Origin of the sequence: Limnohabitans sp. 2KL-51 (assembly GCF_003063645.1) — a bacterium.
Lineage (GTDB): Bacteria > Pseudomonadota > Gammaproteobacteria > Burkholderiales > Burkholderiaceae_C > Limnohabitans_A.
This window is the reverse complement of sequence record NZ_NESJ01000013.1, coordinates 14844-40239: the sequence shown is the minus strand read 5'-3', so window position 1 is coordinate 40239 and position 25396 is coordinate 14844. Positions and strand designations below refer to the sequence as shown.

The 25396-nt window shown below is 59.8% G+C and carries 27 protein-coding genes; 18 read left to right on the top strand and 9 right to left on the bottom strand.

Going from position 1 to position 25396, the window contains the following annotated elements; all coding sequences use genetic code 11:
• Positions 1 to 11: 11 nt before the first annotated feature.
• Positions 12 to 398: a hypothetical protein gene (locus tag B9Z49_RS14360; protein ID WP_108354122.1), complete on the bottom strand. Its 387-nt coding sequence runs from the start codon at positions 396 to 398 to the stop codon at positions 12 to 14.
• A 111-nt stretch (positions 399 to 509) separates the two neighbouring features.
• Entirely contained in the window at positions 510 to 2042 is a 1533-nt protein-coding gene (locus tag B9Z49_RS14355; RefSeq protein WP_108354121.1) for a YifB family Mg chelatase-like AAA ATPase, read from the bottom strand.
• Positions 2043 to 2238: 196 nt separating this feature from the next.
• Here B9Z49_RS14355 and B9Z49_RS14350 point away from each other — a divergent pair, with 196 nt between their 5' ends.
• From B9Z49_RS14350 to B9Z49_RS14310, 9 genes are all read left to right on the top strand, one after another.
• The gene (locus tag B9Z49_RS14350; RefSeq protein WP_108354120.1) at positions 2239 to 2973 is read left to right on the top strand and encodes a TorF family putative porin; all 735 of its coding nucleotides are present in this window, start codon (positions 2239 to 2241) and stop codon (positions 2971 to 2973) included.
• A 28-nt stretch (positions 2974 to 3001) separates the two neighbouring features.
• A complete protein-coding gene (gene glnK, locus B9Z49_RS14345) occupies positions 3002 to 3340 on the top strand; it encodes a P-II family nitrogen regulator (protein ID WP_053173185.1) in 339 nt (112 codons plus the stop codon).
• Between the two features lie 22 nt (positions 3341 to 3362).
• Positions 3363 to 4910 carry an ammonium transporter gene (locus B9Z49_RS14340; protein WP_108354119.1) on the top strand — a complete coding sequence of 516 codons (1548 nt, stop codon included), beginning with the start codon at positions 3363 to 3365 and terminating at the stop codon, positions 4908 to 4910.
• A gap of 186 nt (positions 4911 to 5096) precedes the next feature.
• Positions 5097 to 6074 (top strand): SMP-30/gluconolactonase/LRE family protein, encoded by a 978-nt coding sequence (locus B9Z49_RS14335; RefSeq protein WP_108354228.1) that lies wholly within the window; start codon positions 5097 to 5099, stop codon positions 6072 to 6074.
• Between the two features lie 96 nt (positions 6075 to 6170).
• Positions 6171 to 6434 carry an antitoxin gene (locus tag B9Z49_RS14330; protein WP_108354118.1) on the top strand — a complete coding sequence of 88 codons (264 nt, stop codon included), beginning with the start codon at positions 6171 to 6173 and terminating at the stop codon, positions 6432 to 6434.
• The gene (locus B9Z49_RS14325) at positions 6434 to 6862 is read left to right on the top strand and encodes a TA system VapC family ribonuclease toxin (RefSeq protein WP_108354117.1); all 429 of its coding nucleotides are present in this window, start codon (positions 6434 to 6436) and stop codon (positions 6860 to 6862) included. The genes B9Z49_RS14330 and B9Z49_RS14325 overlap by 1 nt, the downstream gene beginning before the upstream one ends.
• 77 nt (positions 6863 to 6939) lie before the next feature.
• Complete coding sequence (gene glcE / locus B9Z49_RS14320) at positions 6940 to 8085, top strand: glycolate oxidase subunit GlcE (RefSeq protein ID WP_108354116.1); 1146 nt, start codon at positions 6940 to 6942, stop codon at positions 8083 to 8085.
• An 11-nt stretch (positions 8086 to 8096) separates the two neighbouring features.
• On the top strand, positions 8097 to 9335 hold the full coding sequence (glcF, locus tag B9Z49_RS14315; protein WP_108354115.1) for a glycolate oxidase subunit GlcF: 1239 nt from the start codon (positions 8097 to 8099) through the stop codon (positions 9333 to 9335).
• Between the two features lie 38 nt (positions 9336 to 9373).
• The gene (locus tag B9Z49_RS14310; RefSeq protein ID WP_108354114.1) at positions 9374 to 9670 is read left to right on the top strand and encodes a YciI family protein; all 297 of its coding nucleotides are present in this window, start codon (positions 9374 to 9376) and stop codon (positions 9668 to 9670) included.
• 105 nt (positions 9671 to 9775) lie between these two features.
• Here the strand turns inward: B9Z49_RS14310 and B9Z49_RS14305 are convergent, their stop codons facing one another.
• Complete coding sequence (locus B9Z49_RS14305; RefSeq protein WP_108354113.1) at positions 9776 to 10033, bottom strand: DUF1272 domain-containing protein; 258 nt, start codon at positions 10031 to 10033, stop codon at positions 9776 to 9778.
• A 301-nt stretch (positions 10034 to 10334) separates the two neighbouring features.
• Here B9Z49_RS14305 and B9Z49_RS14300 point away from each other — a divergent pair, with 301 nt between their 5' ends.
• Positions 10335 to 10715, top strand: coding sequence for a hypothetical protein (locus tag B9Z49_RS14300; protein ID WP_108354112.1), 381 nt, complete (start codon positions 10335 to 10337; stop codon positions 10713 to 10715).
• Between the two features lie 155 nt (positions 10716 to 10870).
• On the opposite strand, the gene B9Z49_RS14295 is transcribed toward B9Z49_RS14300, so the two are convergent.
• Genes B9Z49_RS14295 through B9Z49_RS14285 form a run of 3 tightly spaced genes read right to left on the bottom strand, consistent with a single transcriptional unit; the run spans position 10871 to position 12916 of the window.
• Positions 10871 to 11353: a glutathione peroxidase gene (locus tag B9Z49_RS14295; RefSeq protein WP_108354111.1), complete on the bottom strand. Its 483-nt coding sequence runs from the start codon at positions 11351 to 11353 to the stop codon at positions 10871 to 10873.
• 22 nt (positions 11354 to 11375) lie between these two features.
• The gene (locus B9Z49_RS14290) at positions 11376 to 12269 is read right to left on the bottom strand and encodes a DMT family transporter (RefSeq protein WP_108354110.1); all 894 of its coding nucleotides are present in this window, start codon (positions 12267 to 12269) and stop codon (positions 11376 to 11378) included.
• A gap of 11 nt (positions 12270 to 12280) precedes the next feature.
• Positions 12281 to 12916: a DedA family protein gene (locus tag B9Z49_RS14285; RefSeq protein WP_108354109.1), complete on the bottom strand. Its 636-nt coding sequence runs from the start codon at positions 12914 to 12916 to the stop codon at positions 12281 to 12283.
• Between the two features lie 260 nt (positions 12917 to 13176).
• Between B9Z49_RS14285 and B9Z49_RS14280 the strand changes: the two genes are divergently transcribed.
• The 8 genes from B9Z49_RS14280 to B9Z49_RS14245 all read left to right on the top strand — a co-directional run bounded on the left by B9Z49_RS14280 (position 13177) and on the right by B9Z49_RS14245 (position 21897).
• On the top strand, positions 13177 to 14499 hold the full coding sequence (locus B9Z49_RS14280) for an esterase-like activity of phytase family protein (protein WP_108354227.1): 1323 nt from the start codon (positions 13177 to 13179) through the stop codon (positions 14497 to 14499).
• 89 nt (positions 14500 to 14588) lie between these two features.
• A complete protein-coding gene (gene alr, locus B9Z49_RS14275; RefSeq protein WP_108354226.1) occupies positions 14589 to 15683 on the top strand; it encodes an alanine racemase in 1095 nt (364 codons plus the stop codon).
• 172 nt (positions 15684 to 15855) lie between these two features.
• On the top strand, positions 15856 to 16827 hold the full coding sequence (locus B9Z49_RS14270) for a thiamine pyrophosphate-dependent dehydrogenase E1 component subunit alpha (RefSeq protein ID WP_199225074.1): 972 nt from the start codon (positions 15856 to 15858) through the stop codon (positions 16825 to 16827).
• Positions 16818 to 17792: an alpha-ketoacid dehydrogenase subunit beta gene (locus B9Z49_RS14265; RefSeq protein ID WP_108354108.1), complete on the top strand. Its 975-nt coding sequence runs from the start codon at positions 16818 to 16820 to the stop codon at positions 17790 to 17792. The genes B9Z49_RS14270 and B9Z49_RS14265 overlap by 10 nt, the downstream gene beginning before the upstream one ends.
• Positions 17793 to 17945: 153 nt before the next feature.
• Entirely contained in the window at positions 17946 to 18464 is a 519-nt protein-coding gene (locus tag B9Z49_RS14260) for a TRAP transporter small permease (RefSeq protein ID WP_108354107.1), read from the top strand.
• Complete coding sequence (locus B9Z49_RS14255) at positions 18461 to 19759, top strand: TRAP transporter large permease (protein WP_108354106.1); 1299 nt, start codon at positions 18461 to 18463, stop codon at positions 19757 to 19759. The genes B9Z49_RS14260 and B9Z49_RS14255 overlap by 4 nt, the downstream gene beginning before the upstream one ends.
• A gap of 28 nt (positions 19760 to 19787) precedes the next feature.
• Positions 19788 to 20822: a DctP family TRAP transporter solute-binding subunit gene (locus tag B9Z49_RS14250; RefSeq protein WP_108354105.1), complete on the top strand. Its 1035-nt coding sequence runs from the start codon at positions 19788 to 19790 to the stop codon at positions 20820 to 20822.
• Between the two features lie 151 nt (positions 20823 to 20973).
• Positions 20974 to 21897 carry a DMT family transporter gene (locus B9Z49_RS14245; protein ID WP_108354104.1) on the top strand — a complete coding sequence of 308 codons (924 nt, stop codon included), beginning with the start codon at positions 20974 to 20976 and terminating at the stop codon, positions 21895 to 21897.
• A gap of 4 nt (positions 21898 to 21901) precedes the next feature.
• On the opposite strand, the gene B9Z49_RS14240 is transcribed toward B9Z49_RS14245, so the two are convergent.
• From B9Z49_RS14240 to B9Z49_RS14230, 3 genes are all read right to left on the bottom strand, one after another.
• Positions 21902 to 22660 (bottom strand): TSUP family transporter, encoded by a 759-nt coding sequence (locus B9Z49_RS14240; RefSeq protein ID WP_108354103.1) that lies wholly within the window; start codon positions 22658 to 22660, stop codon positions 21902 to 21904.
• A 488-nt stretch (positions 22661 to 23148) separates the two neighbouring features.
• Positions 23149 to 23637 (bottom strand): porin family protein, encoded by a 489-nt coding sequence (locus B9Z49_RS14235; protein ID WP_108354102.1) that lies wholly within the window; start codon positions 23635 to 23637, stop codon positions 23149 to 23151.
• A 215-nt stretch (positions 23638 to 23852) separates the two neighbouring features.
• Entirely contained in the window at positions 23853 to 25364 is a 1512-nt protein-coding gene (locus B9Z49_RS14230) for a CoA-acylating methylmalonate-semialdehyde dehydrogenase (RefSeq protein ID WP_108354101.1), read from the bottom strand.
• Positions 25365 to 25396 lie beyond the last annotated feature (32 nt).

The window sequence follows — 25396 nt, the reverse complement described above, 5'->3', positions numbered from 1 at the left end:
TGGGCAAGCCATTACCGCGCAGGCAACACCAGTTGCCAGCCTTCAGGACAGTAGGCGGTGTAAGGGTAGAACTGTCTGGCCGAAGCGCAAAAATAACTGGCGTTGACCGGTGCAGGCGGGGGTGCTGCGTAGCTGATGGGCGGTGAAACGTAGCTAACGGAGGGCGCTGCAGGTTCGGGTTGGCTGGCTGCGGCATTGATGGCCGCACCGGCCAGGCCCAAAACCACCAAAGCCCCAAGCCACTCTGCGGCTCGGTGACTGCCATGTTTTCCATGGTTGCCGTAGTTGCCGTGGCTGTTGCCTGGGTGGCGGGGGCCGTGGCGTCCTTCGGCCAGGGCCAAGCTGCTCACGCTGGCGATCAAAACTCCCAAAATCAGTGGGCGCAAGACTTTGTTCATGGAAGGACCTTGTGGGTGTAGGTGCCTCTATAACGGCTGGTGCCGCTGTGCGTTGACTGCGCGGCGCAGCAGGACGCTGAAGTTGTAAGCGCTTGTAGAGGCACGTAAGGCTCACTGTTCTTTGAGCACCCGCCGGTACTGCACCGCCTCTGCCACATGGGCGGCGGCAATCGTGTCGCTGCCCGCCAGGTCGGCGATGGTGCGGGCGACTTTGAGGCTGCGGTGCACGCTGCGGCCGCTCCAGCCGAGTTTGACGGCGGCTTTTTGCAGCAAGGCAGTGGCGTTGTCTTCCAGGCGCGATTGATTGTCGATGGCCTGGCCTTGCAGGTCGGCGTTGGTGCAGCCTTGCCGTGCCAGGGCGAGTTCGCGGGCGGCCAGGCTGCGCGCCGCAATCGTAGCGGTGCTTTCTCCGGGTGGGGCGCTCAGCAAGTCGTGCGCAGGCAGGCTGGGCACTTCGATGTGCAAGTCGATGCGGTCCAGCAGCGGGCCGCTGAGCTTGCCCTGGTAGCGGCTGACCTGGTCGGGTGAGCAGCGGCAGGCGCGGGAGGCGCTGCCCAAATAGCCGCAAGGGCAGGGGTTCATGGCGGCGATCAACTGAAAGCGCGCCGGAAACTCGGCTCGCCGAGCGGCCCGCGCGATGGTGATGGTGCCCGTCTCCAGAGGTTCGCGCAGGGCCTCCAGCGCTGCACGCGGAAATTCGGGCAGCTCGTCCAGAAACAGCACACCGTGGTGCGCCAGTGAAATTTCACCTGGGCGCGGTGGCGAGCCGCCGCCCACCAAGGCCACCGCGCTGGCGGAGTGATGGGGCTGGCCCGTGGGGCGTTGTGCCCAGCGTGTCAGGTCAAAACGCCCTGCCAGGCCGGCGATGGCGGCCGATTCCAAGGCGTCTTCGATGGCCATGGGCGGCAGCAAACCCGCAAAGCGCTGCGCCAGCATGGACTTGCCTGAACCCGGCGGGCCGATCATGAGCAGCGAATGGCCTCCTGCAGCGGCGATTTCCAGCACCCGTTTGATGCCTGCTTGGCCTTTCACATCGGCCAGGTCGGCATAGCGTGGAGGGGCGCTGGGCGTGGTGGCGGCCATGCGCGACCAGCCGTCGCTGGGCTCGGGTGGCGGCTCATTGGATGGCGGCAAAAACTGTTGCACCACATCGAGCAGGTGGCGAGCCCTGAACACTTCAGCATCTGGCACCAGCGCCGCTTCTTCGGCGCTGCCCGGGGGCAAGACCAGCCGCGTGCGAACCTGCTGCCGGCGCAGCACCAAGCTCATGGCCAGTGCGCCGCGCACCGGACGCAGCTCACCCGACAGCGACAACTCCCCTGCAAATTCGTAGCCCGCCAGTTTGCTCGCGTCAATCTGTCCACTGGCCGCCAAGATGCCCAGCGCGATGGGCAAATCCAGACGCCCGGAGTCTTTGGGCAAGTCGGCCGGGGCCAGGTTGACGGTGATGCGTTGGTTGTGCGGAAAGTCCAGCCCGCTGTTTTGCAGGGCCGAGCGCACCCGTTCGCGGGCTTCTTTGACTTCGACATCCGCCAGGCCCACCAGCGTGAAGCTGGGCAGACCATTCGCCAGGTGCACCTCAACGGTGACGGCGGGCGCCTGCAAGCCAACCAAAGCGCGGCTGTGCACCAAACTGAGACTCATATCCCCTCCCTGCCCCATGCTGGTGCATGGTGTGTACTCGTGCAGCCAGACGTGATGCACGTAAGTTGTTTGAATGCTATTCAACCATGTACAGAGTTAAAAAGCACTGGTAAATGCCCTTGTAGAAGGCCATGAAATAGGGTTGGCACGCTCCCTGCATAGATGGACAACCCTTTTCACTTCATTGGAGTTCCTCATGAAAAAAATCTTCGTTCCTTCACTCATCGCCTTGGCTTTGGGTTCCGTGAGTGGTTTGGCACAAGCACAGGCGGCAGCGCCCGAAAGCAGTCTGTCTTTCAATGTGGGCGCCGTCAGCGACTACCGTTACCGTGGCATTTCCCAGTCGCGCCTCAAGCCTGCCATGCAAGGCGGCTTTGACTACGCGGACAAGAGCGGTTTTTATGTCGGAGCCTGGGCTTCCGGCATCAAGTGGATCAAGGACGTGGGTGGCGATGCTTCGGTTGAAGTCGATCTGTACGGTGGCTACAAGGGCGCTGTGGGCGATGTGGCCTACGACGTGGGTTTCTTGCGTTATGAGTACCCCAGCAATAAGCTGGCCGTGAGTGCCAATACGAGTGAAGTCTATGGCGCAGTCACCATGGGACCCGCCACTTTGAAGTACTCGCATGCGGTGTCCAACTTGTTCGGATTCACCGACAGCAAAAACAGCTATTACCTGGACCTGAGCGGCACCTTTGACATGGGCAACGGGTTCAGCCTGGTGCCGCATGTGGGTTACCAGTCCGTCAAAAACAATGGCGCTTTCTCGTACACCGATTACTCGCTCACCTTGGGCAAAGACCTGGGTAACGGTCTGTCAGCGACAGCCGCTTTGGTGGGCACCGATGCAGACAAAGCGGCGTACTACACACCCGCGGGTAAATTCACAGGCAAAACCGGCGTGGTTGTGGGCCTGAAATACGCCTTCTGATTGCCACTCAATTCAACAAGGAGCCATCATGAAACTGGTGACCGCCATCATTAAACCCTTCAAGCTGGATGAGGTGCGTGAAGCACTTTCGGGCATCGGCGTGCAGGGCATCACCGTGACCGAAGTCAAAGGCTTTGGTCGTCAAAAGGGCCACACCGAGCTGTACCGCGGCGCGGAATACGTGGTCGACTTTTTGCCCAAAGTGAAGATCGAAGCCGCTGTCTCGGACGAACTCGTCGAGCGCGTGATTGAAGCCATCGAATCCGGTGCCCGCACCGGCAAGATCGGCGACGGCAAGATCTTTGTGTACGACCTCGAACAGGTGATTCGCATTCGTACCGGTGAAACCGGCGGCGAAGCCCTTTGACGAATAAGAAAGAGAGTCGAAAATGAAAAATTTTCTCGTTACCTTGGCCTTGGGCCTGAGTCTGGGTTTGGGTGTGTTCGGCACGGCTTCTGTGGCCACTGCACAAACCGCTGCCCCTGCTGCCGTGACGGCACCGGCTGCTGAAGCCAAACCGGCCGATGCCGCTGCACCCGTTGCAGTACCCGCAGCAGCAGCCACGGCTGCTCCGGCCGCCGCCGAAGCAGCGCCCGTGTTGGTGCCCAACAAAGGCGACACCGCCTGGATGATGGTGTCCACCATCCTGGTGATCATGATGGTTATTCCTGGCTTGGCCTTGTTTTACGGTGGCTTGGTGCGCAGCAAAAACATGCTGTCGGTGCTGATGCAAGTGGTGGTCACCTTCTCGATGATCACCGTGTTGTGGTTCATCTACGGTTACAGCTTGGCGTTCACCGAGGGCAATGCCTTCATCGGTGGTTTTGACCGCCTGTTTATGAAAGGCATCTGGGACAACGCAGCAGGCACCTTTGCCAATGCCGCCACCTTCAGCAAGGGTGTGGTCATTCCCGAGATCTCGTTCGCTGCCTTCCAAGCCACGTTTGCTGGCATCACTTGCGCACTGATCGTGGGCGCCTTTGCAGAGCGCATCAAGTTCTCTGCCGTGTTGACCTTCATGGCGTTGTGGTTCACTTTCAGTTACCTGCCTATTGCACACATGGTCTGGTTCTGGATGGGCCCTGACGCCTACTCCGCCAAAGAAGTGGCCGATGAGATGACCAGCAAAGCCGGTTTGATCTGGCAGTGGGGTGCGCTGGACTTTGCAGGCGGCACCGTGGTGCACATCAATGCCGCTGTGGCTGGTTTGGTCGGTGCCTTCATGATTGGCAAACGCGTGGGATATGGCCGTGAAGCTATGGCCCCGCACAGCCTGACCTTGACCATGGTGGGTGCGTCCTTGCTGTGGGTGGGTTGGTTCGGCTTCAACGCTGGTTCGGCCCTGGAAGCCAACGGTTTTGCAGCGCTGGCCTTCATCAACACGCTGGTGGCCACAGCCGGTGCGGTGCTGGCCTGGTGTGTGGGTGAAGCCATGATGCGCGGCAAAGCCTCCATGCTGGGTGCCGCTTCGGGTGCTGTCGCCGGTTTGGTGGCCATCACGCCTGCTGCGGGTAACGTGGGCATCGGAGGCGGTCTGGTGATCGGCGTCGTGGCAGGTTTTGCTTGCCTGTGGGGTGTCAATGGCCTCAAGAAGATGCTGGGTGCTGACGATTCCCTGGATGTGTTCGGTGTGCACGGTGTGGGCGGTATCGTTGGCGCCTTGTTGACCGGTGTGTTCAACTCGCCTGCTTTGGGTGGCCCCAGCGCTGTGGGTGACTGGGTCACGGTGGCCATGATTGCCCCCGATGCTTACTCCATCGCTGCGCAAGTCTGGACACAGGCCAAGGCTGTGCTGTTGACCATCGTCTGGTCGGGCGTGGTCTCGGTGGTCGCCTTCAAGATTGTGGACCTGACCATTGGTCTGCGCGTCACTGAAGATGAAGAGCGAGAAGGTCTGGACATCTCCTCCCATGGAGAGTCGGCTTACCACGGCTAAAAGCCTTTTACGACAGGTTTCATTGCAAGCGGTGGCGCAAGCCACCCCCTCATCAGCCCGCAGTGCTTCGGCCCTGCGGGCTGTTTCTTTGGGGTAGGGTGTTGGCCAGTTTGTCCTGAACTTTGATCGGGGTACGTGCCTGCGGGCGCGCCGTTGGACGACAGGGCCTCGGGCACAATGGTTTTCATGCACACAGCCACCTTGTTGACCCCTTCCTGGACCGTCCTGACCATCGAACCCGATGGTTTGGGCGAATCGCCGTTTTGGCACCCGCAAGAGCAGCGCTTGTATTGGGTGGACATTCCCGGGCGGCGCATCGCACGTGTGGCGGTGCAGGGCCTGCAGGCCCAAGGGCCGGTTGAGTATTGGCCCTTGGCACAAGAGCCGGGCTGCATCGCGCCTGTGCAAGGTGGTGGCCTGATCATGGCCCTGCGCGATGGCATTTATGTGGCACGTGACTGGCAGGGCTATTTGCAGTCCTTGGCCCCAGCGCCTTACGACACCGCGCGCTTGCGTTTCAACGACGGCAAGTGTGATGCGCAAGGCCGATTTTGGGCAGGCAGCCTGTACGAGCCCAAGGACCAGGCACTGGGTGCGCTTTACATGCTGGACGGCCAAGGGCTGCACGCCATGATGGGCGGCGAGAAGGACGGTGCGAACCATGGCGTGGTGACGGCCAACGGCCTGGCTTGGTCACCCGACGGCCGCACCGCCTATTGGGCCGATACCGCCGCGCACCAGGTGCGGGCGTTTGATGTGGATTCGACCACCGGCCAACTGAGCGCTGGGCGCGTGTTCCACACCATGACGCCCAAGCCCGCTGGCTGGGTTTGGGGCAGCGAGATGCCCAATACGCCAGAGTATGGCGGCCGCCCCGACGGTGCCGCCGTGGACAGCGATGGTTGCTATTGGTCTGCCCAATACGAAGGCCAACGCCTGCTGCGCCTGTCGCCCAAAGGCGAGTTATTGGCCGAATTGGTTACGCCGGTGCATTGTCCGACCATGCTCTGCTTCGGCGGGGTGGACCTGAAAACCCTGTTCATCACCACCTCCCGCCAGGGCCGCAGCGCGCAAGAGCTGGCGCAGTACCCGGGGGCGGGGTGTGTGTTTGCGACGCAGGTGGAAGTGGCGGGGTTGCCGGTGAATGAGTTTGTTGCGGTTTGAAGCCCTAGGCGAAGACATGTTCCATTGAAATAGGGGGATCAAGCCAGCTGGATGTTTGATGTGCTAGCATCAAACATCAAAACATAGGGAAACACAATGCGTACTACTTTAGACATTGCAGACGATGTTCTTTTTGCTGCCAAAGAAATTGCGCAAAGAGAGAAAAAATCAATCGGGCAAGTCATGAGTGATTTGGCGAGAAAAGCATTTGCAGTGGGCAACTATCAGCCGCAAGCAGATCAAACCGTGCCCCATGTCTCAGAGCGTTTGGCCCAATATGGCATTCAGCCCTTGCCTTCAAGGGGCGTGGTCATCAGCAATGAGTTGATCGAACGCTTGCGCGACGCCGAGGGTGTTTGATGCGCGCGCTGTTTGACGTCAATGTGCTGATTGCCTTGCATGACCGTGATCATGTTCACCATGTTTGTGCCGCTCAATGGTTTGAAAAGAACATTCAACAGGGTTGGGCCACCTGTGCATTGACCCAAAATGGGTGCCTTCGCATCATGGGCCAACCCGGTTACAGCAGCCCGCAACCCATGCCCATGCTGGTCGGCATGTTGCAAAACTCAACGCGCACAGATCATCACGCATTTTGGTTCGATGAGATCAGCCTCTTGGATCCCCTGCAGTTTCAACATGGGCACATTCACAGCGCGAGGCAATTGACGGATCTGTATCTCTTGGCCTTGGCCGTCAAGAACCAAGGAAGACTGGTGACGCTGGATCAACGAATTCCGATCAGTGCTGTTCGCGGCGCCACCACGGAGCACCTGGTCGTGCTTTGATACGCGCAAATTCCCACAACCTGATCGTTCAAAAAATTCACACCGTCACTTAAGGCCGGGCGTTACCATCTTCGCTCATGGAAGCTCAACTCAATTCACTCATCGACGCAGTGCGCCATGCCGCTGCGGATGGCCGCACTTTGCGTTTGCGCGGAGGCGGCACTAAAGACTTTTGGGGCCAAAGCCTCACGGGCGAGGTGCTGGACACCCGGGGCTACCAGGGCATCGTGAGTTACGAGCCCAGTGAGTTGGTGGTCACGGCACGGTGCGGCACGCCATTGGCGGAGCTGGAAGCCGTGTTGGATGAGAAAGGCCAATACCTTGCGTTTGAGCCGCCGCATTTTGGTGTAGGTGCCACCGTTGGCGGTATGGTCGCTGCCGGTCTAAGCGGTCCGGCCCGCGCCACTGCGGGCGCTGTACGCGACTACGTGTTGGGTGCGCGTTTCATAAATGGCCTGGGCGAGCACCTGACCTTTGGTGGCCAGGTCATGAAAAACGTGGCCGGTTACGACGTGAGCCGCCTCATGGCCGGCAGCTGGGGCACGCTGGGCCTGATCACCGAAGTCAGCCTCAAGGTCTTGCCCGTGGCCCCCGCCGAAGCAACCCTGATGATCGCGGGTTTGGCACAAGGCCCGGCGCTGGATTTGTTGCACCGCTGGGGCGGCCAGCCCCTGCCCCTGAACGCCAGCACCTGGGTGCGCGACACCACCGCCCAACCCGAGGCCGATTATTTGTTTGTACGTTTGCGCGGCGCGGTGGCGGCGGTGCAATCTGCCATTGCCAAGATGAGCGCCGATGCGACGGCGCTGGGCGCGCAAGTGCAGCAGATGGCCCATGCCGAAGCCGCGCAAGACTGGCGTGCCAGCGGTGAGCAAACACTGCAGTTTTTCGATTCACCTTCCCACGATGCCTGCCTGTGGCGCCTGTCGGTGCCGCAAACCGCACCGGTTCTGGATTTGCCCTACGCCACCTACATCGAATGGCAAGGTGCGCAGCGTTGGCTATGGGCGCCGGCCACGGCGGCCGTACCATTGCGCGAGTTGGCGCAATCGGTGGGCGGCCATGCCACGCTGTTCCGTGCCAGCGCCACGCATCCCGAGCTGGACAAAATTTCCGGCGTGAACACCCCGCTGGACTTTGTGCAAAACCGCATTCAACAGCAGTTACAAAAACAGTTCGACCTGAAAGGCGTCTTCGCCACCGGTCGCATGCACCCCCTCTGAGGCGAATCGTCATGCAAACCCAACTCGCCCCCGAATACCAAAACACCCCCGATGGCCTGGCGGCCGAAGCCATTTTGCGCAAGTGCGTGCACTGCGGCTTTTGCACCGCCACTTGCCCCACCTACCAACTGTTGGGCGACGAACTCGACGGCCCGCGTGGCCGCATCTATTTGATTAAGCAGGTGCTCGAAGGCGAAACGCCCACCCGCAAAACCCAGATGCACCTGGACCGGTGCCTCACCTGCCGCAACTGCGAAAGCACTTGCCCGAGCGGCGTGCAGTACGGCCATTTGGTCGACATCGGCCGCAAGCTGGTGGACGCCAAAGTCGAGCGCCCTATGGGCGAAAAGATGCTGCGCTGGGCGCTCAAAGAAGGCCTGCCATCCCCACTGTTTGCGCCCGCCATGAAGATGGGCCAAATGGTGCGCGGACTGCTGCCCGACAGCCTGAAAACCAAAGTGCCTGTGCCGCAAGACGCCGGTACTTGGCCCACGCAAACGCACGCCCGCAAGGTGCTGATGCTGGCCGGTTGCGTTCAGCCGAGCATGAGCCCCAACATCAACACCGCCACCGCCCGTGTGCTCGATGCTGCAGGCATCCAAACCGTGACCGCACCCAAGGCCGGTTGCTGCGGCGCGCTCAAGTTCCACCTGAACGACCACGATGGCGGCAAAGACCACATGCGCGCCAACATCGACGCCTGGTGGCCGCTGGTGGAGAGCGGCGACGTCGAAGCCATCGTGATGAACGCCTCGGGCTGCGGAGTCATGGTCAAAGACTACGGCCATGTACTCAAAGACGACCCGCAGTACGCCGACAAAGCCGCCCGCATCGGCGCGTTGACGAAAGACTTGAGCGAGCTGCTACCCGAACTGGTGCCTATGCTCAAGGACAAGCTGAAACCTGAGGCTCTGCAAGCCGCAGGCCTGCAGGCCTACCACCCGCCCTGCACACTACAACACGGCCAGCAACTCAAAGGCGGTGTGGAAAAGCACCTGACCGACCTGGGCTTCCAGATCAAGGTCACGGCCAATGAGTCTCACCTTTGCTGCGGCTCGGCGGGCACCTACAGCGTGCTCAACCCGGATTTGTCCAAGCAACTGCGCGACCGCAAACTGGGCCACTTGAATGCGCTGGAGCCCCAAGGCGTGCTCAGCGCCAACATCGGCTGTATCACCCACCTGCAAAGCGGCAGCGGCCTGCCAGTGCGGCATTGGGTGGAGTTGCTGGATGAGGCCATCCAGTCATAGATGGCGGCCCAGGCTGAACTCATGCAGGAAGTCCCCACATGTTGTTTGTTGTTCTTTTCACCGACAAGCCAGACCATGGGCACCTGCGGGTCGCCCACTTGCAGGCGCACTTAGATTGGCTTGAGCGGCACAGCGATGTGATTCCTGTGGGTGGATCGTTGCGACATGAACCTTCAGAAACGCCCAAAGGCGGTTTATGGATCGCGCAAGCTGACTCTAAGCAACAGCTCGAAGCCCTGCTTCAGATGGATCCTTTTTATCTGGCGGGACTGCGACAAAGTTACGAGATTCTGCATTGGTCCAAAGCCAATAGCGAAAGGCAAGCGCTGATTTGATGCCGGGTTGCTTGTCATTCACTTTTGCGTTTTCGTCTTGCGCAGTTGCTACTGATCATTCACCAGGTGGATGCCTGTGGACCGCTTGAACAGGCGCGTGAAATATCAAAGTGATGAGCCCAATGGAGGACAGCCTTGCTGCTTGAACACCCGTTCGGTCGATGCGGGGCTGTTCAATAACTTGCCCGCAGGCCTGATCGGGCGGCGCACCAAGTCACCGCCGCAATTGGGGCAGATGCCCTTTAAGCGCGTGTCCGTGCAATCGGCGCAAAAGGTGCATTCAAACGAGCAGATGCGGGCATCCACTGCAGCAGGCGGCAGGTCGCGGTTGCAGCATTCGCAATTAGGGCGCAGTTGGAGCATGTATTTCCCTGGTTGACGTTTCAAAGGCTGGACTGGCCAGTATCCATGGAGAAGATGCACGCCAAGAGATAAGCCAAGATGTGCTCATTGCCCATAGTGATTCATTTTCCCTTGAAGTTTGAACGTCTTTTATTGGTATTTCAAGGATCAATTGATGGGGAACCTTACTGATGTGAGATCTCCTAAGTCCTTTCCCCCATCCGGCAAGGCCCGCGCCCGACCACGCCAAAATGCCAACAGAGTTAGTATTTGGCTCTGTAAGGCAGACCGCGCTTGCTAAGCGCACACAAAGGACAAGACGATGGCGATACCTTGGTTGATGGCCCTCAAAGTGATTCCCTGGGGTGATGTGATCGAACACGCACCCACGGTGCTCAAAGCCGCACGCAAGTTGCTGGACCGTCAGCCTTCGCAGCCCAACGGCCAAGGAGGTACCCCGGCTGCGATCACCCCGCTCAGTGCGGTGCCAAGCTTGGGTGAAATCAAAAACGCCTTGATCGCCGCACAAGGCCAAATCGACAGCCAAGCCCAGACCCAGCGCGAACTGACCGAAACCCTGGCCGAGTTGGCCGAGCAAAACGCGCGCTTGGTCAGCGCTGTGGAAGTGCTGCGCCTGCGCACTCGGGTCTTGGTTTGGGGCGGTGCAGCAGTGTTGCTGTGGTTGACGGTGCTGAATTGGTAGTTTTGATCAGGCGGCCCTGAATGGACCTGATGCCTGTGGCACAGAGCCCAAGGGCAAGTTTGTAGGGCCCCTACGCCGATGGGTGGCGAAGTGGATAGATATCAAAACAACATCCATTTACCATTCAATTACCACCAAAAACCGCCAAGTTACCGTCAACCCGCCAGCGCCGCCTCAATGTCCTTGGCGATCTTCTCTGGCGAGTCCTGCGGCGCGTAGCGCTTGATCACGCGACCGTCGCGCCCCACCAAAAACTTGGTGAAGTTCCACTTGATGCCCTTGCTGCCCAGAATGCCGGGGGCTTCGGCCGTGAGCCATTGGTACAGTGGGTGGGCATCAGAGCCGTTGACCTTGATCTTGCTCATCATCTGGAAGCTCACGCCGTAGTTCTTTTGGCAGAAGTTGGCGATTTGTGCGTCGTCGCCCGGGTCCTGGCTGGCGAATTGGTTGCACGGAAATCCCAGTATGGCCAGGCCTTGATCGCCGTAGGTTTTGTGCAGCTTTTCCAGCCCTGTGAACTGCGGCGTGAACCCGCAAGCGCTGGCGGTGTTGATGATCAACATCACCTGGCCTTTGTAGCGCGAAAGGGGCACGGTTTGGTTGTCGATGCTTTGGGCTTCAAAGTCATAAAGGCTCATGGATGGGCTCCGTTGGTGTGTTTCAGTCTTTTTGTGAAGTGTCCATCACCGACAGCAGTGCCGCCAGCAAAATCAGCGAACCACCCCATAGCGTGCGGCTTTCCCATTGTGCAGCACCCAACAAAACAGAGGACACGCTGGCAAACAGAACTTCGGAAAGCATGACCAGCGCCGTGGTGTGGGCGGCCAGGAGCGCTGCGCCGTATTGCAGTGCCAGGTTGCCAAACAAAAACGAGATGCCCAGAAGCGCCACCATGGGCAGCCAGCTCCAGGCGGGGGGCGCACCGATGGCCACCACCCCTGTGGCCAAGCCCGCGATGGCCGCCAGCGTGGCCATGACTGCGCCGCCACCAAACATGGCCAGGGTGCGCGATGAGCTGGGGGTGTCCTTGAGCTTGAGAAGAAGAGCGTTGGTGATGGCAAAGGTCAGGCCACCGATCAGGGCCAGCACGTCGGCCAAACTTTCGGGCACGGGCCAGGGGGTCTCGGGGGTTTTGAGCACAATGAACAAACCTGCCAGCGCCAGCAACAAGCGCAGCAATGCCATGGGGGTGGGCTTGTCACCCAGCAGCCACCAGGCCACCAGCACCGACCAGGCGGGCATCAAATAAAACAGCAGCACTACGCGAACCACGTCGCCCACCGTGACGGCCCAGTTGAAGCCCACATTGGTCAGGCCCGAGGTCAGCAGCATGAGCCACAGCCCGGGGTGGCCGCGCCAGCTCAGCAGTTGCCCGCTGCGCCACAACCACAAGGCGATGGACACAAAGACGAAGGCGTAGACGATCGCTGTGGCCCACAGTGGGTGCAGACCCTGGGCCTCGAGTTGTTTGAAGGGCCACCAGCATACGCCCCAGACAAAAGCGTTGAACAGGAGCCCGGCGACCGCCAGGCTTTTGGGGGAGGTGAAGCCCATGCGTGGGCAGCTTAAGAGACGTCGCCAGAGGCTTTGGAGGCCAGCGTGGCCTGGCGCTTGCGCCACCAACGCCAACCCAACCAGACGATGCCGATACCCAACAGGGCAAAAATGCCATGCTGGAATTGGCGCAACACGCCAAACATCCAGTCCCAGTTTTGCGCGCCAAAGTAACCCAGGTACACCCAGATCGGCACGCTGATCAGGGCGGCAAAGCCGTCCATCAAAAACCAGGTGCCGAAACTCACCCGTTGGCTCATGCCCGCAGAAAAGAACACTGGGGTACGCAGACCAGGGAGAAAACGGGCCACGAACATGACCCATTTGCCGTATTTGTAAAAGGCATCTTGTGCGCTGGCGAAGCGCTCGGGTGTCAGGATTTTGCGAAAACCGGGCAATTTGGAAATGCGCTCACCATACAGGCGCCCCAGCGTGAACATCAGGCCATCACCAATCATGACCCCTGCCATGCCCACGGCAAACATGGTGTGCACATCTGCGTGGCCCAGACCCGCGATGACACCGCCCGTGACCAGGGTCACATCTTCTGGAACGGGGACACCAAAGCCGCAGATCAACAGCATCACGAACACGGCCAAATAGCCGTATTCGGTGAAGATGGGCATCAAGAACTCAAAAACTTCCATGGATGACAAGATTCAGCCAGTGCCTGAACAGCTCAGGCAAATTGCGCGGGGTTAAAAGGCTACGGATCAGTGTAAATCATTTACAAGCCCCTTTTGGCTTGGGGAAAGGGGTGCAACAGGCACTGCCCGTCTTGCCCTTGTCATGGAAGGTTCATGACCGTTTCATGGCGGTTGATTAAGTTCAAAAATCCTTAACTTCTGCTGAGACCACCATGAAATTCCCATTGCCTTACCGTTTGAGCGCCATTGCTGCGGCCTGGATGGTGGTTTGCGCCACAGGGGCCTTGCAAGTCCAAGCGCAAAACGCTTTCCCCGCCACCTTGGCAGGCCACGCCGTGCTGCCAGCCATGACCTTGATCCCCGCGCCCAAAGACGCCCCGTTTGATTTGCAGGTCAGCGGCAAATTCACCACTGGTCAGCGCGTCGAGAAAATCGGCAGTGTCGAAGGCCAGTCGGCGGGTCGCCCCACCGGCGTGTTTTTGCCCTTCAAGGGTCAGCCTGTTCAGGGCCATTCGGGCATCAAGCGCATGGCCGACGGCAGCTTCTGGATATTGACCGACAACGGCGCGGGTTCCAAAGCCAATTCGCCCGATTTCATGCTGCACCTGAACCATTACAAAGTGGATTTCAAAACGGGCGAATTCAAACGATTGAACACAGTGTTTTTGCACGACCCAGACAAAAAAGTGCCGTTTCGCATCGTCCACGAAGGCACCAAGCAGCGTTACCTGACTGGCTCGGACTTTGACACCGAGAGCTTTCAGTTCGCGGGTGGCGCCATCTGGATTGGCGACGAATTTGGTCCTTTCCTGGTCAAGGCCGACATGAAGGGCAAAGTGCAAGCGGTGTTCGAGACACAAGTCGAAGGCAAAGTCGTGCGTTCGCCCGACCACCCTGCCGTCACCACGCCCGGCTCGCCAGACCAGTTGGTGCGTTTCCAGTCACGCCGCTCCAGGGGCTATGAAGGCATGGCCGCCTCCAAAGATGGCAGTAAGCTCTATGCCTTGCTGGAAGGCGCTTTGTGGGACGAAGCCACCAAAGCCCCAGAGATGATGGACGGCAAGCAGTACTTGCGCGTGCTGGAGTTTGATGTCAAAGCCGAAAAATGGACCGGCCGCCATTGGAAGTATGTGATGGAAGCCAACCACCACGCCATTGGTGACTTCAACATGATCGACGAGACCACGGGCCTGATCATTGAGCGTGACAATGGCGAAGGTACACCCGACAAGGCGTGCCCCGAGGGCGTCAAGCGCGCCGATTGCTTCCACGACCTGCCAAAGTTCAAGCGCGTGTACAAGGTCGAGCTGACAGAAGCCAATGTGGGCGGCCCGCTGCGCAAGATCGGCTACATCGATTTGATGAACATGCAAGACCCCAACAAGCTGGCCCGCAAGCCGCTGGTCAATGGCGTTTTAAGCTTCCCATTTTTCACCATTGAAAACGTGGACGTTGTTGACGCCACGCACATTGTGGTGGGCAACGACAACAACCTGCCGTTCTCCAGCAGCCGCGACCCCAACAAGGCCGACGACAACGAACTGGTGTTGCTGGAAGTGGGCGACTTTTTGAAGGCGCGCTGACCTGCAACAGCCCAGAGCTCGCTTGGGCGCTGGGCTTCCAAGGGCCGATGAAGCTGGCATACTCCATCGGCCTTTTTCATGCAATGACCATGCCCCGCCCCATTCAAGCCACCCTCCACACCGCTGCCTTGCGCCACAACCTGGCTTTGACGCGCCAAGCTGCGCCCGATGCTCAGGTGTGGGCGGTGGTCAAGGCCAATGCTTACGGGCACGGCATTGAGCGGGTGTTTGAAGGCTTGCGCGGTGCTGACGGTTTTGCCCTGCTGGACTTGGGCGAGGCCGAACGCGTGCGTGCTTTGGGCTGGCGTGGCCCGATCTTGCTGCTCGAAGGCGCATTTGAGGCACGAGACCTGGAGCTTTGCTCGCGCCTGCACCTGTGGCACACGGTGCATTGTGACGAGCAAATTGACATGCTGGCGTTGCACAAGACGCACGAGCCGCACCGTGTTTTCCTCAAGATGAACTCGGGCATGAACCGGCTGGGCTTTGCGCCACAGCGCTTTCGTTCGGCCTGGACACGGTTGAACGCCTTGCCGCAGGTCGACGAGATTTCGCTCATGACCCATTTCAGCGACGCCGACGGCCCCAAAGGCATTGACGAGCAGATGGCCCGGTTTGAAGAAGCTACACGCGACTTGCCCGGAGAGCGCACTGTCAGCAACAGCGCCGCCACCTTGCGCCACGCGCAGGATGCGGCCGTCAAAGCCGACTGGATTCGCCCCGGCATCGCGGTTTATGGCAGCTCGCCTGACTTTCCCGAGCAAAGCGCTGCCCATTGGGGCTTGCAGCCCGCCATGAGCTTGCATGCTCAAATCATCGCGGTGCAGCACTTGCAGCCGGGGGAGAGCGTGGGTTATGGCTCCAGCTTTGTGGCAGACCGCCCCATGCGAATGGGTGTGGTGGCCTGCGGGTATGCCGACGGTTACCCGCGCAGCTGCCCCACAGGCACGCCCGTGCTGGTGGACGGCGCTCGGGGCCGCACGGTGGGTCGGGTGAGCATGGACATGTTGACGGTGGACCTGAGTTCATTTCCCGATGCAGATGTGGGCAGCACCGTCACGCTTTGGGGGCAGTCGACCCAAGGTGCGGTGCTCAGCATTGATGAAGTGGCGCAAGCGGCAGGCACCGTGGGCTACGAGCTCATGTGCGCGCTGGCTGCGCGTGTGCCCGTGGTGGTGGTCTGAGACCTCGTTCAAAAGCTCAAGGGCCGCTGTCACCTGCGCGCAGGTCTTTAAGTCAAATGCCACTAGAGTGTCATGGCCTTGAGAAAGTTGTTTTCCGGGGCGATCTCAACTCAGGAGACATCGATTGCCCTCCATCGCTCAAAAAGACGCATTAGCCGCTTTATACCTGTGCATGGCCCGCATCAGGGCGTTTGAAAATGCCGCAGAAATCCTGAGCCAGGGAGGCGTCAGCGCCTACAACAAAACCGCCGACGGCAGCGCCAAAGTGCGCGGCCCCTTGCACCTGTCCACCGGGCAGGAAGGTGTGGCCGCCGGCGTGTGCGCCCACCTCACCCCCAGCGATTACCTGACCTCCACCCACCGTGGCCATGGCCACACCCTGGCCAAGGGAGCGGACCTGAGCCGTATGATGTGCGAGCTGTACGGCAAAGCCACAGGTTTTAACGGGGGCAAGGGCGGCTCCATGCACATTGCCGATTTTTCGGTCGGCATGCTGGGGGCCAATGGCGTGGTGGCGGCGGGCCTGCCCATTGCCGTGGGCGCTGCACACGCCCAGAAATTGCAGAAGCGCAGCGACATCACCGTGTGTTTTTTTGGTGACGGTGCCACCAACCGGGGACCGTTTTTAGAAGCGCTCAACTGGGCACAGGTGCACCAGCTGCCGGTGCTTTTTGTGTGTGAAGACAACCGCTGGAGTGCCACCACCGCCAGCGGCCCCATGATCGCTGGCCCCGGTGCTTCGGCGCGCAGCGAAAGCCTGGGCATTGCAGCGCACCTGGTCGATGGCAACGATGTGTGGGCTGTTCACGAAAAAGCCGCCGAGCTGGTGCAGACCATTCGCTCGGGTCATGGGCCGCGACTGTTGCATGCGCTCACTTACCGCGTCAAAGGCCATGTGTCGGTGGACCTGGCCGCTTACCGCGACCCCCGCGAAGTCGAAGAAGCCTTGAAAAACGACCCCATCCAGAACGCCCGCCGCGCTCTGCTGGCGCTCGGTAGCACCGATGCCGCGTGCGACCAGATGGACAAGCAAGCCCAGTCCGAAGTGCAGTCCGCCATGCAGGCAGCTGACCAGGCGCCCTGGCCCAATGTGACAGCAGCCTACACCGACATTCAGACCACAGGAGAAGGTCAATGGTTTTGAACACGATGAGCTACAGCCAGGCCGCCGTGCTGGCCGTGCAGCGCGAAATGGAAGTCGACGAGCGCGTGGTGGTCATGGGCGAAGACGTGGGGCGGGGCGGCATCTTTGGCCAGTACAAAGGCCTGCAACAGACCTTTGGCACGCACCGCATCATCGACACACCGATCAGCGAAGCGGCCATCATGGGCGGCGGCGTGGGCATGGCGCTGGCGGGCATGCGCCCGGTGGTGGAGATGCGCGTGGTCGACTTTGCCCTGTGCGGCATGGACGAAATCATCAACCAGGCCGCCAAAAACCGTTACATGTTTGGCGGCCAGGGCCGCGTGCCCTTGGTGGCCCGTATGCCCATTGGCATCTGGGATGCCTCGGCGGCGCAGCATTCGCAGTCACTAGAGGCCTGGTTTGCCCACATGCCTGGCTTGGTGGTCGTGTGTCCGGGCTCGGTGCAGGACAACTATTCCTTGCTGCGCGCGGCCATGCAGTGCGGCGACCCGGTGGTCTACATGGAACACAAGACCCTCTGGGGTCTCGAAGGGCCGGTAGACGAAAACGTGCAAGTGCCCTTGGGCAAAGCTGCTGTGCTTCGCCCAGGAGGCCACCTGACGATGGTCAGCTGGAGCCGCCAGGTGCAGGTGTGCCAAACGGCGTGTGATCAACTGGCAGCTCTGGGTATTGAGGTCGAGCTGATCGATTTGCGCACCCTGTGGCCCTGGGACAAGGAAACGGTGCTCAAATCTGCCACCAAAACAGGGCACCTGCTGGTGGTGCACGAAGCCATTCAGGCCGCAGGCTTTGGGGCCGAAATCGCCGCCACCGTGGCCGAAACCCTGGGCGTGCGTGTCAAGCGCTTGGGCGCACCGCGCATCCCAGTGGGATACGCCCCCGTGCTCGAAGCGGTGGCCCGCGTGTCGGCCGAGCAGATCGTTGCCGCAGCTCAGGACTGCCTGAAGCCCGTCACCCGGTGAGGGTGTTGCTCCTTGTTTGTGATCAGCCTGCACCTGCATTCAGCGGGCTTCTATGGGGTAATCCCTGTGCTCAAGAGGCGCTTTGGGGCCTGTTCGAGCGGCTTGTGGTCAAGAACCCCATGGTAAAGTGAATTTTAATTTGACTTGAGACCTATGACCCATTTGCACGAGCAGGCCCCCGCCGAAGTGGCTGCTGCTGATTCCGATGAAGAAACCGCCGTTCCTCTGAAAATAGAAGACTGGCTCACGGTGATCGTGATGGGGCTGCTCTCGCTCATCACCTTTGCCAATGTGCTGGTGCGCTATTTCACCGACCAGTCCTTTGCCTGGACGGAAGAGTTTTCGGTGTTCTTGATGATCGTGCTGGCGCTGGTGGCGGGTTCGGCCTCGGTGGCCCGCAACCGTCAAATCCGCATCGAATATTTTGCCGACAGCGGCTCAGAAAAACGCCAGCGGGCGCTGGCCCGCTTTGGTGCTTTGATGGTGTTTGTGCTGTTTACCCTGATCGCGGTGCTCAGCGTGCGCGTGGTCTGGGACGACTTCCGTTTCGGTGAAACCTCACCGGGCATTGGCGTGCCGCAGTGGTGGTACACCATCTGGCTGCCGGTCTTGTCGGTGGCCATTGCCGGGCGTGCTCTGGGCTTGTTCATCCGCCGGGGGCGTCAGCCATGATCCCGACTCTCCTGTTTGTGGCCTTTGTGGTCATGATGCTCATGGGCGTGCCGATTGGCGCGGCTTTGGGTTTGGCCGGTGCCGCTTGCATTGCCCTGGCCAACTCTGATGCGCAGTGGTTTGGCCTGCTGGCCGTGCCGCAAAACTTTTATGCTGGTCTGGGTAAGTACCCGCTGCTGGCCATTCCCATGTTTGTGCTGGTGGGCTCCATTTTTGACCGCTCAGGTGTGGCGTTGCGTTTGGTCAATTTTGCTGTGGCCATCGTGGGCCGTGGCCCCGGCATGCTGCCGTTGGTGGCGATTGTGGTGGCCATGTTTTTGGGCGGTATTTCGGGCTCAGGTCCTGCCAACGCAGCGGCGGTGGGTGCGGTCATGATCGCGGCCATGTCGCGGGCCGGTTACCCCGCTTCGTTTTCGGCCAGTGTGGTCGGCGCGGCAGCGGCCACGGACATTTTGATTCCGCCTTCGGTGGCCTTCATTGTGTATTCGGTGTTGGTGCCTGGCGCCTCGGTGCCCGCGCTCTTTGCGGCGGGCATGATTCCGGGTATTTTGGCGGGCTTGGCCTTGATCGTGCCCACGGTGTGGATGGCCCGCAAGCACAAGATGGGTGCGCTGGAGGCCAGTTTGCCGCGCCCTGAGTTGTGGAAAAGCTTTGTTGAAGCCATTTGGGGCTTGGCCGCGCCGGTCTTGATTTTGGGCGGCATGCGTGCTGGTTGGTTCACGCCAACCGAGGCGGCGGTGGTGGCGGTGTTCTATGGCCTGTTTGTGGGCATGGTGATTTACCGCACGATCAAGGTGCGCGATCTGTTTGTCATCTTGCGCGAGTCGGGCGAGCTGTCGGCTGTGATCTTGCTGGTGGTGTCACTGGCGGGTATTTTTGCCTTTTCGCTGTCCACGCTGGGGGTGATCGATCCGGTCACGAACGCCATCGTCAACTCGGGCCTGGGCGAATACGGTGTGCTGGCGCTGCTCATTCTCATGCTCATCACCGTCGGCATGTTCCTTGACGGCGTGTCGATCTTCTTGATCTTTGTGCCGCTCCTGTGGCCCATCGTGCAGTACTACAAATGGGACCCGGTCTGGTTTGGCGTGATCCTCACGCTCAAAGTGGCGCTGGGCCAGTTCACGCCGCCGCTGGCTGTGAACCTGATGGTGTCCTGCCGCATTGCCGGGGTGCGCATGGAAGAAACCGTGCGCTGGGTCGGCTGGATGCTGTTTTCCATGTTCTTGGTCATGCTGGCGGTGATTGCTTGGCCTGAACTGGCCCTGTGGCTGCCGCGTTATTTGGGTTATTGATGTTCATTTTTTCAACAAGGAGACAACCATGAAACTTCGTCGTCATTTGCTCAGCCTGCTGGCTGTAGCTGCTGGTTTGGGTGCTTTTACCGCCCCGGCCGTGGCCGCCGATTACAAGGCCGAGTACCGCATGTCCCTGGTGTTGGGCCCGCCCACACCTTGGGGCCAAGCCGGCAAGATGTGGGCCGACACGGTCAAAGAGCGCACCCAAGGTCGCATCAACATCAAGCTCTACCCCGGTGTTTCACTGATCCAGGGCGATCAGACCCGCGAATTCAGCGCACTGCGCCAGGGCGTGATCGACATGGCCGTGGGCTCGACCATCAACTGGTCACCTCAGGTCAAGGAACTGAACCTGTTCTCGCTGCCCTTCCTGATGCCCGACTACGCCGCCATCGACGCGTTGACGCAAGGCAGCGTGGGCCAGAAGATTTTCCAGACCCTAGACAAGTCGGGTGTGGTGCCCTTGGCTTGGGGTGAAAACGGTTTCCGTGAACTCACCAACTCCAAGCGCCCCATCAAGTCGCCGGCCGATCTGAAGGGCATGAAAATCCGTGTGGTGGGCTCGCCCATTTACTCGGACATGTTCAGCGCCATGGGGGCCAACCCCACTCAAATGAGCTGGGCCGATGCGCAGCCTGCGCTGTCCAGCGGCGCGGTGGATGGTCAGGAAAACCCGCTCTTTTTGTTCACCGTGCTGAAAATGCACACCGTGGGCCAGAAATTCGTGACCACCTGGGGCTATGTGGCCGACCCGCTGATCTTTGTGGTCAACAAGGACATCTGGGCATCGTGGACACCCGCTGACCAGGCCATTGTGCGTCAGGCCGCTGTGGACGCGGGCAAAGCTGAAATCGCCATTGCCCGCAAAGGCCTGGTAGAAGCCGACAAGCCCGTGCTCAAGGACATCGCCGCCATGGGCGTGACGGTGACATCGCTCTCCGCCGATGAGCGCGATGCCTTCGTCAAAATCACACGCCCGGTGTACGAGAAGTGGAAAAACACCGTGGGCCCTGCCCTGGTGAAAGAGGCCGAAGCCGCCGTCGCTGCGCGCAAGAAGTGATGTCAGTGCCTGGCCAGCACAACTTGTTGGCCAGGCGTTTTCTGTCTGGGTTCAGGCCATGACCCAGCCCAAAGGCGCTGCGCGGTGACCCTGTGGCCTTCTTGATGCGAGCGAGACACGGGATGCTGCCAGCTGGCACCACAATCCTTGCATGCCCGACCCGACTCACTTACACCGTCACGACCGACGTGCCCTGCTTGTGGCGCTTGTGCTGGTGGTCATCTGGGGAGGCAACTTTACCCTGCAAAAGTACCTGTTTGACCTGATCACACCGGGTGGATTTTTGTGGGCGCGTTACCTCATCATGCCCACGTGTGCGCTGTTGCTGATGCGTTGGCGTTTTGGCCATTGGCTGCCCCCTTTGCCCCGCAAGGACTGGATGCAGATGGCCTGGCTGGGCTTCCTTGGCCACTCTGTGCATGTGGGCTTGGTCACTTACGGCATCCACTGGTCCACGGCGTTTTCCAGTTCGGTGATCTTGGCGTGTGGACCGATTTTGACTTTGTTGATCCTGCGGTACCAGGGGCTTGAGCGCCTGACCGCAGCGCAAATGTCCGGTGTGGCCCTGGCTTTTGGCGGGGTGTTGATGTTCCTGTCCGACAAGTTGCTGGGCGGCAATTGGCGGGCAGGCGGGGGCGATTTGGTTTTGTTGGTCGCCGCCGCTTTCTTTTCTTATTACACCGTGGCCGTCAAACCCGTGATGGAAAAACATGGGCCGGTCTTGACCATGGGTTATGCCACCTTACTGGGCGGTTTGCCCGTGATGCTTTTGTCGGTGCCCGCCGGCATGGCCGCCAATTGGTCGGTGCTCGACTTTTGGGCTTGGGTGGGTTTATTTTGGTCCATATTGGTCTCAGCCTTCATTGGCTGGTTGGCTTGGGGCTGGATCAACACGGTGCGCGGCGTGGCCCGCACGGCCCCTTTGATGTATTTGATGCCCCCCATGGCGGGCTTGTTTGCTTGGGCTTTGTCGGGCGAGCATTACAGCTGGATCAAGATCGCCGGGGCCGGTGTGACCTTATTGGGCGTGGCGCTGGCGCAGTACGCGGGGCAGATCAAGTGGCGTTTGCGGTGAAAGCCTAGCGTAACCAGGTGTCGTAAGCGGTTTTGCAGATCAGGGCCAGCACCACCACAATGAACACCTGGCGCACAAAACCCGAGCCGTGTTTCATCGCCAGCCGGGTGCCGATCAGGCTGCCAATGATGTTGGACACCGCCATGGCCAAAGCCAAGTGCCACCACACATGCCCTTGAATGGCAAATAGCACCAGCGCTGAAAAATTGGTGGCCACATTGATCAGTTTGGCCGAGGCCGTAGCGTTCAAGAAGTCATAGCCCATCAAGCGGACATAGGCAAACACCAAAAAACTGCCCGTGCCGGGTCCGAAAAACCCGTCGTAGAAGCCGATCGTCAAGCCGATAGCGGCCCCAACCCAGGCCTGCTTTGCACCTGCATAGCGGGGCGCGTGGGTGCGTCCCATGTCTTTTTTGGCCAGGGTGTACATCAGCAGAGCGGCCATCATGACGGGCAAGGCTTTGCGAAACAGTGCGGGGTCGACCTGTGTGACCACCCATGCCCCGATCAAGGAGCCCAACAGACCCGCGCCGGCAGCGGGCAGCAAGGCGCGCCAGGGCATGACCACCTTGCGGCTGTACTGCAAGGTGGCAAAAGCCGTGCCCCAGATCGCGGCGCTTTTGTTGGTGCCAAACAAAGTGGCCGGAGCTGCCCCCGGAAAGGTGGCAAACAAGGCGGGGATCAGGATCAGGCCACCACCGCCCACGATCGCGTCCATCATCCCTGCCAGCAAGGAGGCCAGCGAAACAATCAGTAATTCCATGGGCGCGATTGTGGCAGTGTGCCCGTGTTGTGGATGTCACCGGCTGGAGGCCAGAGGGACAAAAAAAAGCGCCGCTTGCGCGACGCTTTGAAAAAACACACCTCGTTGGATGCTGTTCAATGTTGGAGTTCTTAGGCTTCAGTGTCTCCTCGGCCCTCGGGATGCAAGTACTGCTTTGCATCGAGTGGATGAAATGTAAGCCCGCAAGCCCTCCGTTTTGCTAAGGGATTTCCCCATTCAGGGGAAATCCCTGACCCAAACCGACCCCTTTCTGACAAATGTGCGTACTTTGGGGTTGCCCGAGGCGTTGGATGGGCCAGTGCGTTGCGTCCTCCAAGATTCAGCGAACCTATTTTTTCCGTGATCAGGTCCCGGGTCATGCTTGTGCGCCAATGCCTGTGGTTTGGGCAAGTGGCCCTGATCCATGACCCCAAAAACAAAAGCCACCTGTCGGTGGCTTTTGAAACGGTGTTTAAAACCGTTCGGAATCAGAAGTTGTAGCTCACACCCACGCCAAAACCGCGGATATCTGATTCAGGCTTGCGGAACTCGCCACGAATGGCCACTTGCTTGTTGACTTGGTAGCTGATACCGCCACCGTAAATCATGCCGTCGTCCAGTTTGAAACCGCGGTTGGAGAAACTGTTGGCTTGTGAAACGCGCATGTTGCCGTAGCCCAAACGGCCGAACACGCTGACTGTGTTGGACACGGGAAGGGAATACAGAGCCGAAACGCTCATTTGGCTGACGCTGAGTTTGTCTGTGCCGATATTTAAAGTGCCAATGCGGTTGCCGTTGACTTCAAAAGCCAAGCCATTGCCCAGACGGTAGCCAGCAAAAATACCACCGCCAGTGGTTGAAGTGTGGTCAGTGAAGCGGTTGTTGAACATCTCAACACCACCGTAGTAGCCAGCAGTTTGAGCTTGAGCGGAAATGGCCAAAAGTGCCAAAGAAGATGCAAGAATGAGTTTTTTCATGGGTTTTGAAAGTTAAGAGGGTTAAGAACCGTCAAAAATTTTACCAATTGAAAGAACTCAAAATTAATTTTGATAAATTTTATTTGTACATATTTGTAAATAATAGCGGCCTTTAAAACTATTTTTCAATTTGGCTAATGGTTTCAAAGCCATGCCTAAACGCATGAAGCAGGCCCCGGGGTCAAAGGCCCGGGGTGGCCAATTTTCATGCGTGCTTATTTGGCCGTCGGCATCACAAACTCGGCACCCTTGCCAATGCTCTCGGGCCAGCGCTGCATGATGGACTTTTGCTTGGTGTAAAAGCGCACACCTTCTTCGCCATAAGAGTGCATGTCGCCAAACAGCGAGCGCTTCCAGCCGCCAAAGCCGTGCCAGGCCATGGGCACCGGGATCGGCACGTTGATGCCGACCATGCCCACCTGAATGCGGCGCGCGAATTCTCGAGCCACGTTGCCGTCGCGGGTGAAGCAGCTCACGCCGTTGCCGAACTCGTGGTCGTTGATGATCTGCACCGCCGTTCCAAAGTCGGGCACGCGCACGCAGCTCAAGACCGGGCCAAAGATTTCTTCTTTGTAGATCTTCATGTCGGTGGTCACGTTGTCGAACAGCGTGCCGCCGAGCCAGAATCCTTGCTCGCAACCGGCACCGGCCTTCGCGCCGTCAAACTCGCGACCGTCGATCAGCAGCTTGGCGCCTTCGGCGACGCCTGCATCGATGTAGCCCTTGATGCGTTGACGTGCGGCGTCTGTCACGATGGGGCCCATCTCGGCAGCCAGGTTTTCACCGTTGAGCACTTGCAGCGCCTTGGTGCGCTCGATCAGCTTGGGCAAGATCTTGTCGGCCACATCGCCCACCAGTACCGCGACCGAGATCGCCATGCAGCGCTCGCCCGCCGAGCCGTAGCCTGCACCAATCAGCGCGTCCACGGTCTGGTCGATGTCGGCGTCGGGCATGACGACCAAATGGTTTTTCGCACCGCCCAAGGCCTGCACTCGTTTGCCGTGGTGGGCACCGGTTTCGTAGATGTAGTTGGCGATCGGGGTGGAGCCCACAAAGCTGATGGCTTTCACATCGGGGTGTTCGAGCAACGCGTCCACGGCTTCCTTGTCGCCTTGCACCACGTTGAACACGCCGTCAGGGAGACCGGCTTTTTTGAGCAGCGCGGCCATGAACAGCGACGCGCTGGGATCGGTTGGGCTGGGTTTGAGGATGAAGGTGTTGCCAGCCGCAATGGCGACCGGGAACATCCACATGGGCACCATGACGGGGAAGTTGAAGGGTGTGATGCCCGCCACCACGCCCAGCGGCTGGCGCAGCGTCCAGTTATCAATGCCTGTGGAGACTTGGTCAGTGAAGTCGCCCTTGAGCAGCTGCGGGATGCCGGTGGCAAATTCCACGATGTCGATGCCTCGGCTCACTTCGCCTTGCGCGTCGGTGAACACCTTGCCGTGCTCGGCGGTGATCATGTGGGCCAGCTCGTCTTTGTGGGTGTTCAGCAGTTCGAGGAACTTGAACATCACGCGGGCGCGGCGCAGGGGTGGCGTGTCGGCCCAAGCGGGAAACGCCGCTTGGGCAGCAGCCACAGCCTTGGCGACCTCAGCGCTGTTGGCCAGGGCCACACTGCCGGTCACGGCACCGGTGGCGGGGTTGGTGACCGGCTGGCTGCGGCTTGACGTGCCTGCGGCGGCTTGGCCGCCAATGTAATGACCGATGTTCGTGATGCTCATGGTTGTCTCCGTTTGGCTTGCGCCGATTGATC

What these genes read in the sequence shown, in the direction of transcription:
- B9Z49_RS14285 (WP_108354109.1), bottom strand. Translation starts at nt 12,916, where the DNA reads ATGGAAGTTTTTGAGTTCTTGATGCCCATCTTCACCGAATACGGCTAT.
- B9Z49_RS14235 (WP_108354102.1), bottom strand. Translation starts at nt 23,637, where the DNA reads ATGAAAAAACTCATTCTTGCATCTTCTTTGGCACTTTTGGCCATTTCC.
- B9Z49_RS14230 (WP_108354101.1), bottom strand. Translation starts at nt 25,364, where the DNA reads ATGAGCATCACGAACATCGGTCATTACATTGGCGGCCAAGCCGCCGCA.
- B9Z49_RS14290 (WP_108354110.1), bottom strand. Translation starts at nt 12,269, where the DNA reads ATGGGCTTCACCTCCCCCAAAAGCCTGGCGGTCGCCGGGCTCCTGTTC.
- B9Z49_RS14260 (WP_108354107.1), top strand. Translation starts at nt 17,946, where the DNA reads ATGACCCATTTGCACGAGCAGGCCCCCGCCGAAGTGGCTGCTGCTGAT.
- B9Z49_RS14310 (WP_108354114.1), top strand. Translation starts at nt 9,374, where the DNA reads ATGTTGTTTGTTGTTCTTTTCACCGACAAGCCAGACCATGGGCACCTG.
- B9Z49_RS14240 (WP_108354103.1), bottom strand. Translation starts at nt 22,660, where the DNA reads ATGGAATTACTGATTGTTTCGCTGGCCTCCTTGCTGGCAGGGATGATG.
- B9Z49_RS14265 (WP_108354108.1), top strand. Translation starts at nt 16,818, where the DNA reads ATGGTTTTGAACACGATGAGCTACAGCCAGGCCGCCGTGCTGGCCGTG.
- B9Z49_RS14325 (WP_108354117.1), top strand. Translation starts at nt 6,434, where the DNA reads ATGCGCGCGCTGTTTGACGTCAATGTGCTGATTGCCTTGCATGACCGT.
- glnK (WP_053173185.1), top strand. Translation starts at nt 3,002, where the DNA reads ATGAAACTGGTGACCGCCATCATTAAACCCTTCAAGCTGGATGAGGTG.
- B9Z49_RS14360 (WP_108354122.1), bottom strand. Translation starts at nt 398, where the DNA reads ATGAACAAAGTCTTGCGCCCACTGATTTTGGGAGTTTTGATCGCCAGC.
- B9Z49_RS14250 (WP_108354105.1), top strand. Translation starts at nt 19,788, where the DNA reads ATGAAACTTCGTCGTCATTTGCTCAGCCTGCTGGCTGTAGCTGCTGGT.
- glcF (WP_108354115.1), top strand. Translation starts at nt 8,097, where the DNA reads ATGCAAACCCAACTCGCCCCCGAATACCAAAACACCCCCGATGGCCTG.
- B9Z49_RS14335 (WP_108354228.1), top strand. Translation starts at nt 5,097, where the DNA reads ATGCACACAGCCACCTTGTTGACCCCTTCCTGGACCGTCCTGACCATC.
- B9Z49_RS14280 (WP_108354227.1), top strand. Translation starts at nt 13,177, where the DNA reads ATGGTGGTTTGCGCCACAGGGGCCTTGCAAGTCCAAGCGCAAAACGCT.
- B9Z49_RS14270 (WP_199225074.1), top strand. Translation starts at nt 15,856, where the DNA reads ATGGCCCGCATCAGGGCGTTTGAAAATGCCGCAGAAATCCTGAGCCAG.
- alr (WP_108354226.1), top strand. Translation starts at nt 14,589, where the DNA reads ATGCCCCGCCCCATTCAAGCCACCCTCCACACCGCTGCCTTGCGCCAC.
- B9Z49_RS14340 (WP_108354119.1), top strand. Translation starts at nt 3,363, where the DNA reads ATGAAAAATTTTCTCGTTACCTTGGCCTTGGGCCTGAGTCTGGGTTTG.
- B9Z49_RS14350 (WP_108354120.1), top strand. Translation starts at nt 2,239, where the DNA reads ATGAAAAAAATCTTCGTTCCTTCACTCATCGCCTTGGCTTTGGGTTCC.
- B9Z49_RS14355 (WP_108354121.1), bottom strand. Translation starts at nt 2,042, where the DNA reads ATGAGTCTCAGTTTGGTGCACAGCCGCGCTTTGGTTGGCTTGCAGGCG.
- B9Z49_RS14255 (WP_108354106.1), top strand. Translation starts at nt 18,461, where the DNA reads ATGATCCCGACTCTCCTGTTTGTGGCCTTTGTGGTCATGATGCTCATG.
- B9Z49_RS14245 (WP_108354104.1), top strand. Translation starts at nt 20,974, where the DNA reads ATGCCCGACCCGACTCACTTACACCGTCACGACCGACGTGCCCTGCTT.
- B9Z49_RS14300 (WP_108354112.1), top strand. Translation starts at nt 10,335, where the DNA reads ATGGCGATACCTTGGTTGATGGCCCTCAAAGTGATTCCCTGGGGTGAT.
- B9Z49_RS14330 (WP_108354118.1), top strand. Translation starts at nt 6,171, where the DNA reads ATGCGTACTACTTTAGACATTGCAGACGATGTTCTTTTTGCTGCCAAA.
- B9Z49_RS14295 (WP_108354111.1), bottom strand. Translation starts at nt 11,353, where the DNA reads ATGAGCCTTTATGACTTTGAAGCCCAAAGCATCGACAACCAAACCGTG.
- glcE (WP_108354116.1), top strand. Translation starts at nt 6,940, where the DNA reads ATGGAAGCTCAACTCAATTCACTCATCGACGCAGTGCGCCATGCCGCT.
- B9Z49_RS14305 (WP_108354113.1), bottom strand. Translation starts at nt 10,033, where the DNA reads ATGCTCCAACTGCGCCCTAATTGCGAATGCTGCAACCGCGACCTGCCG.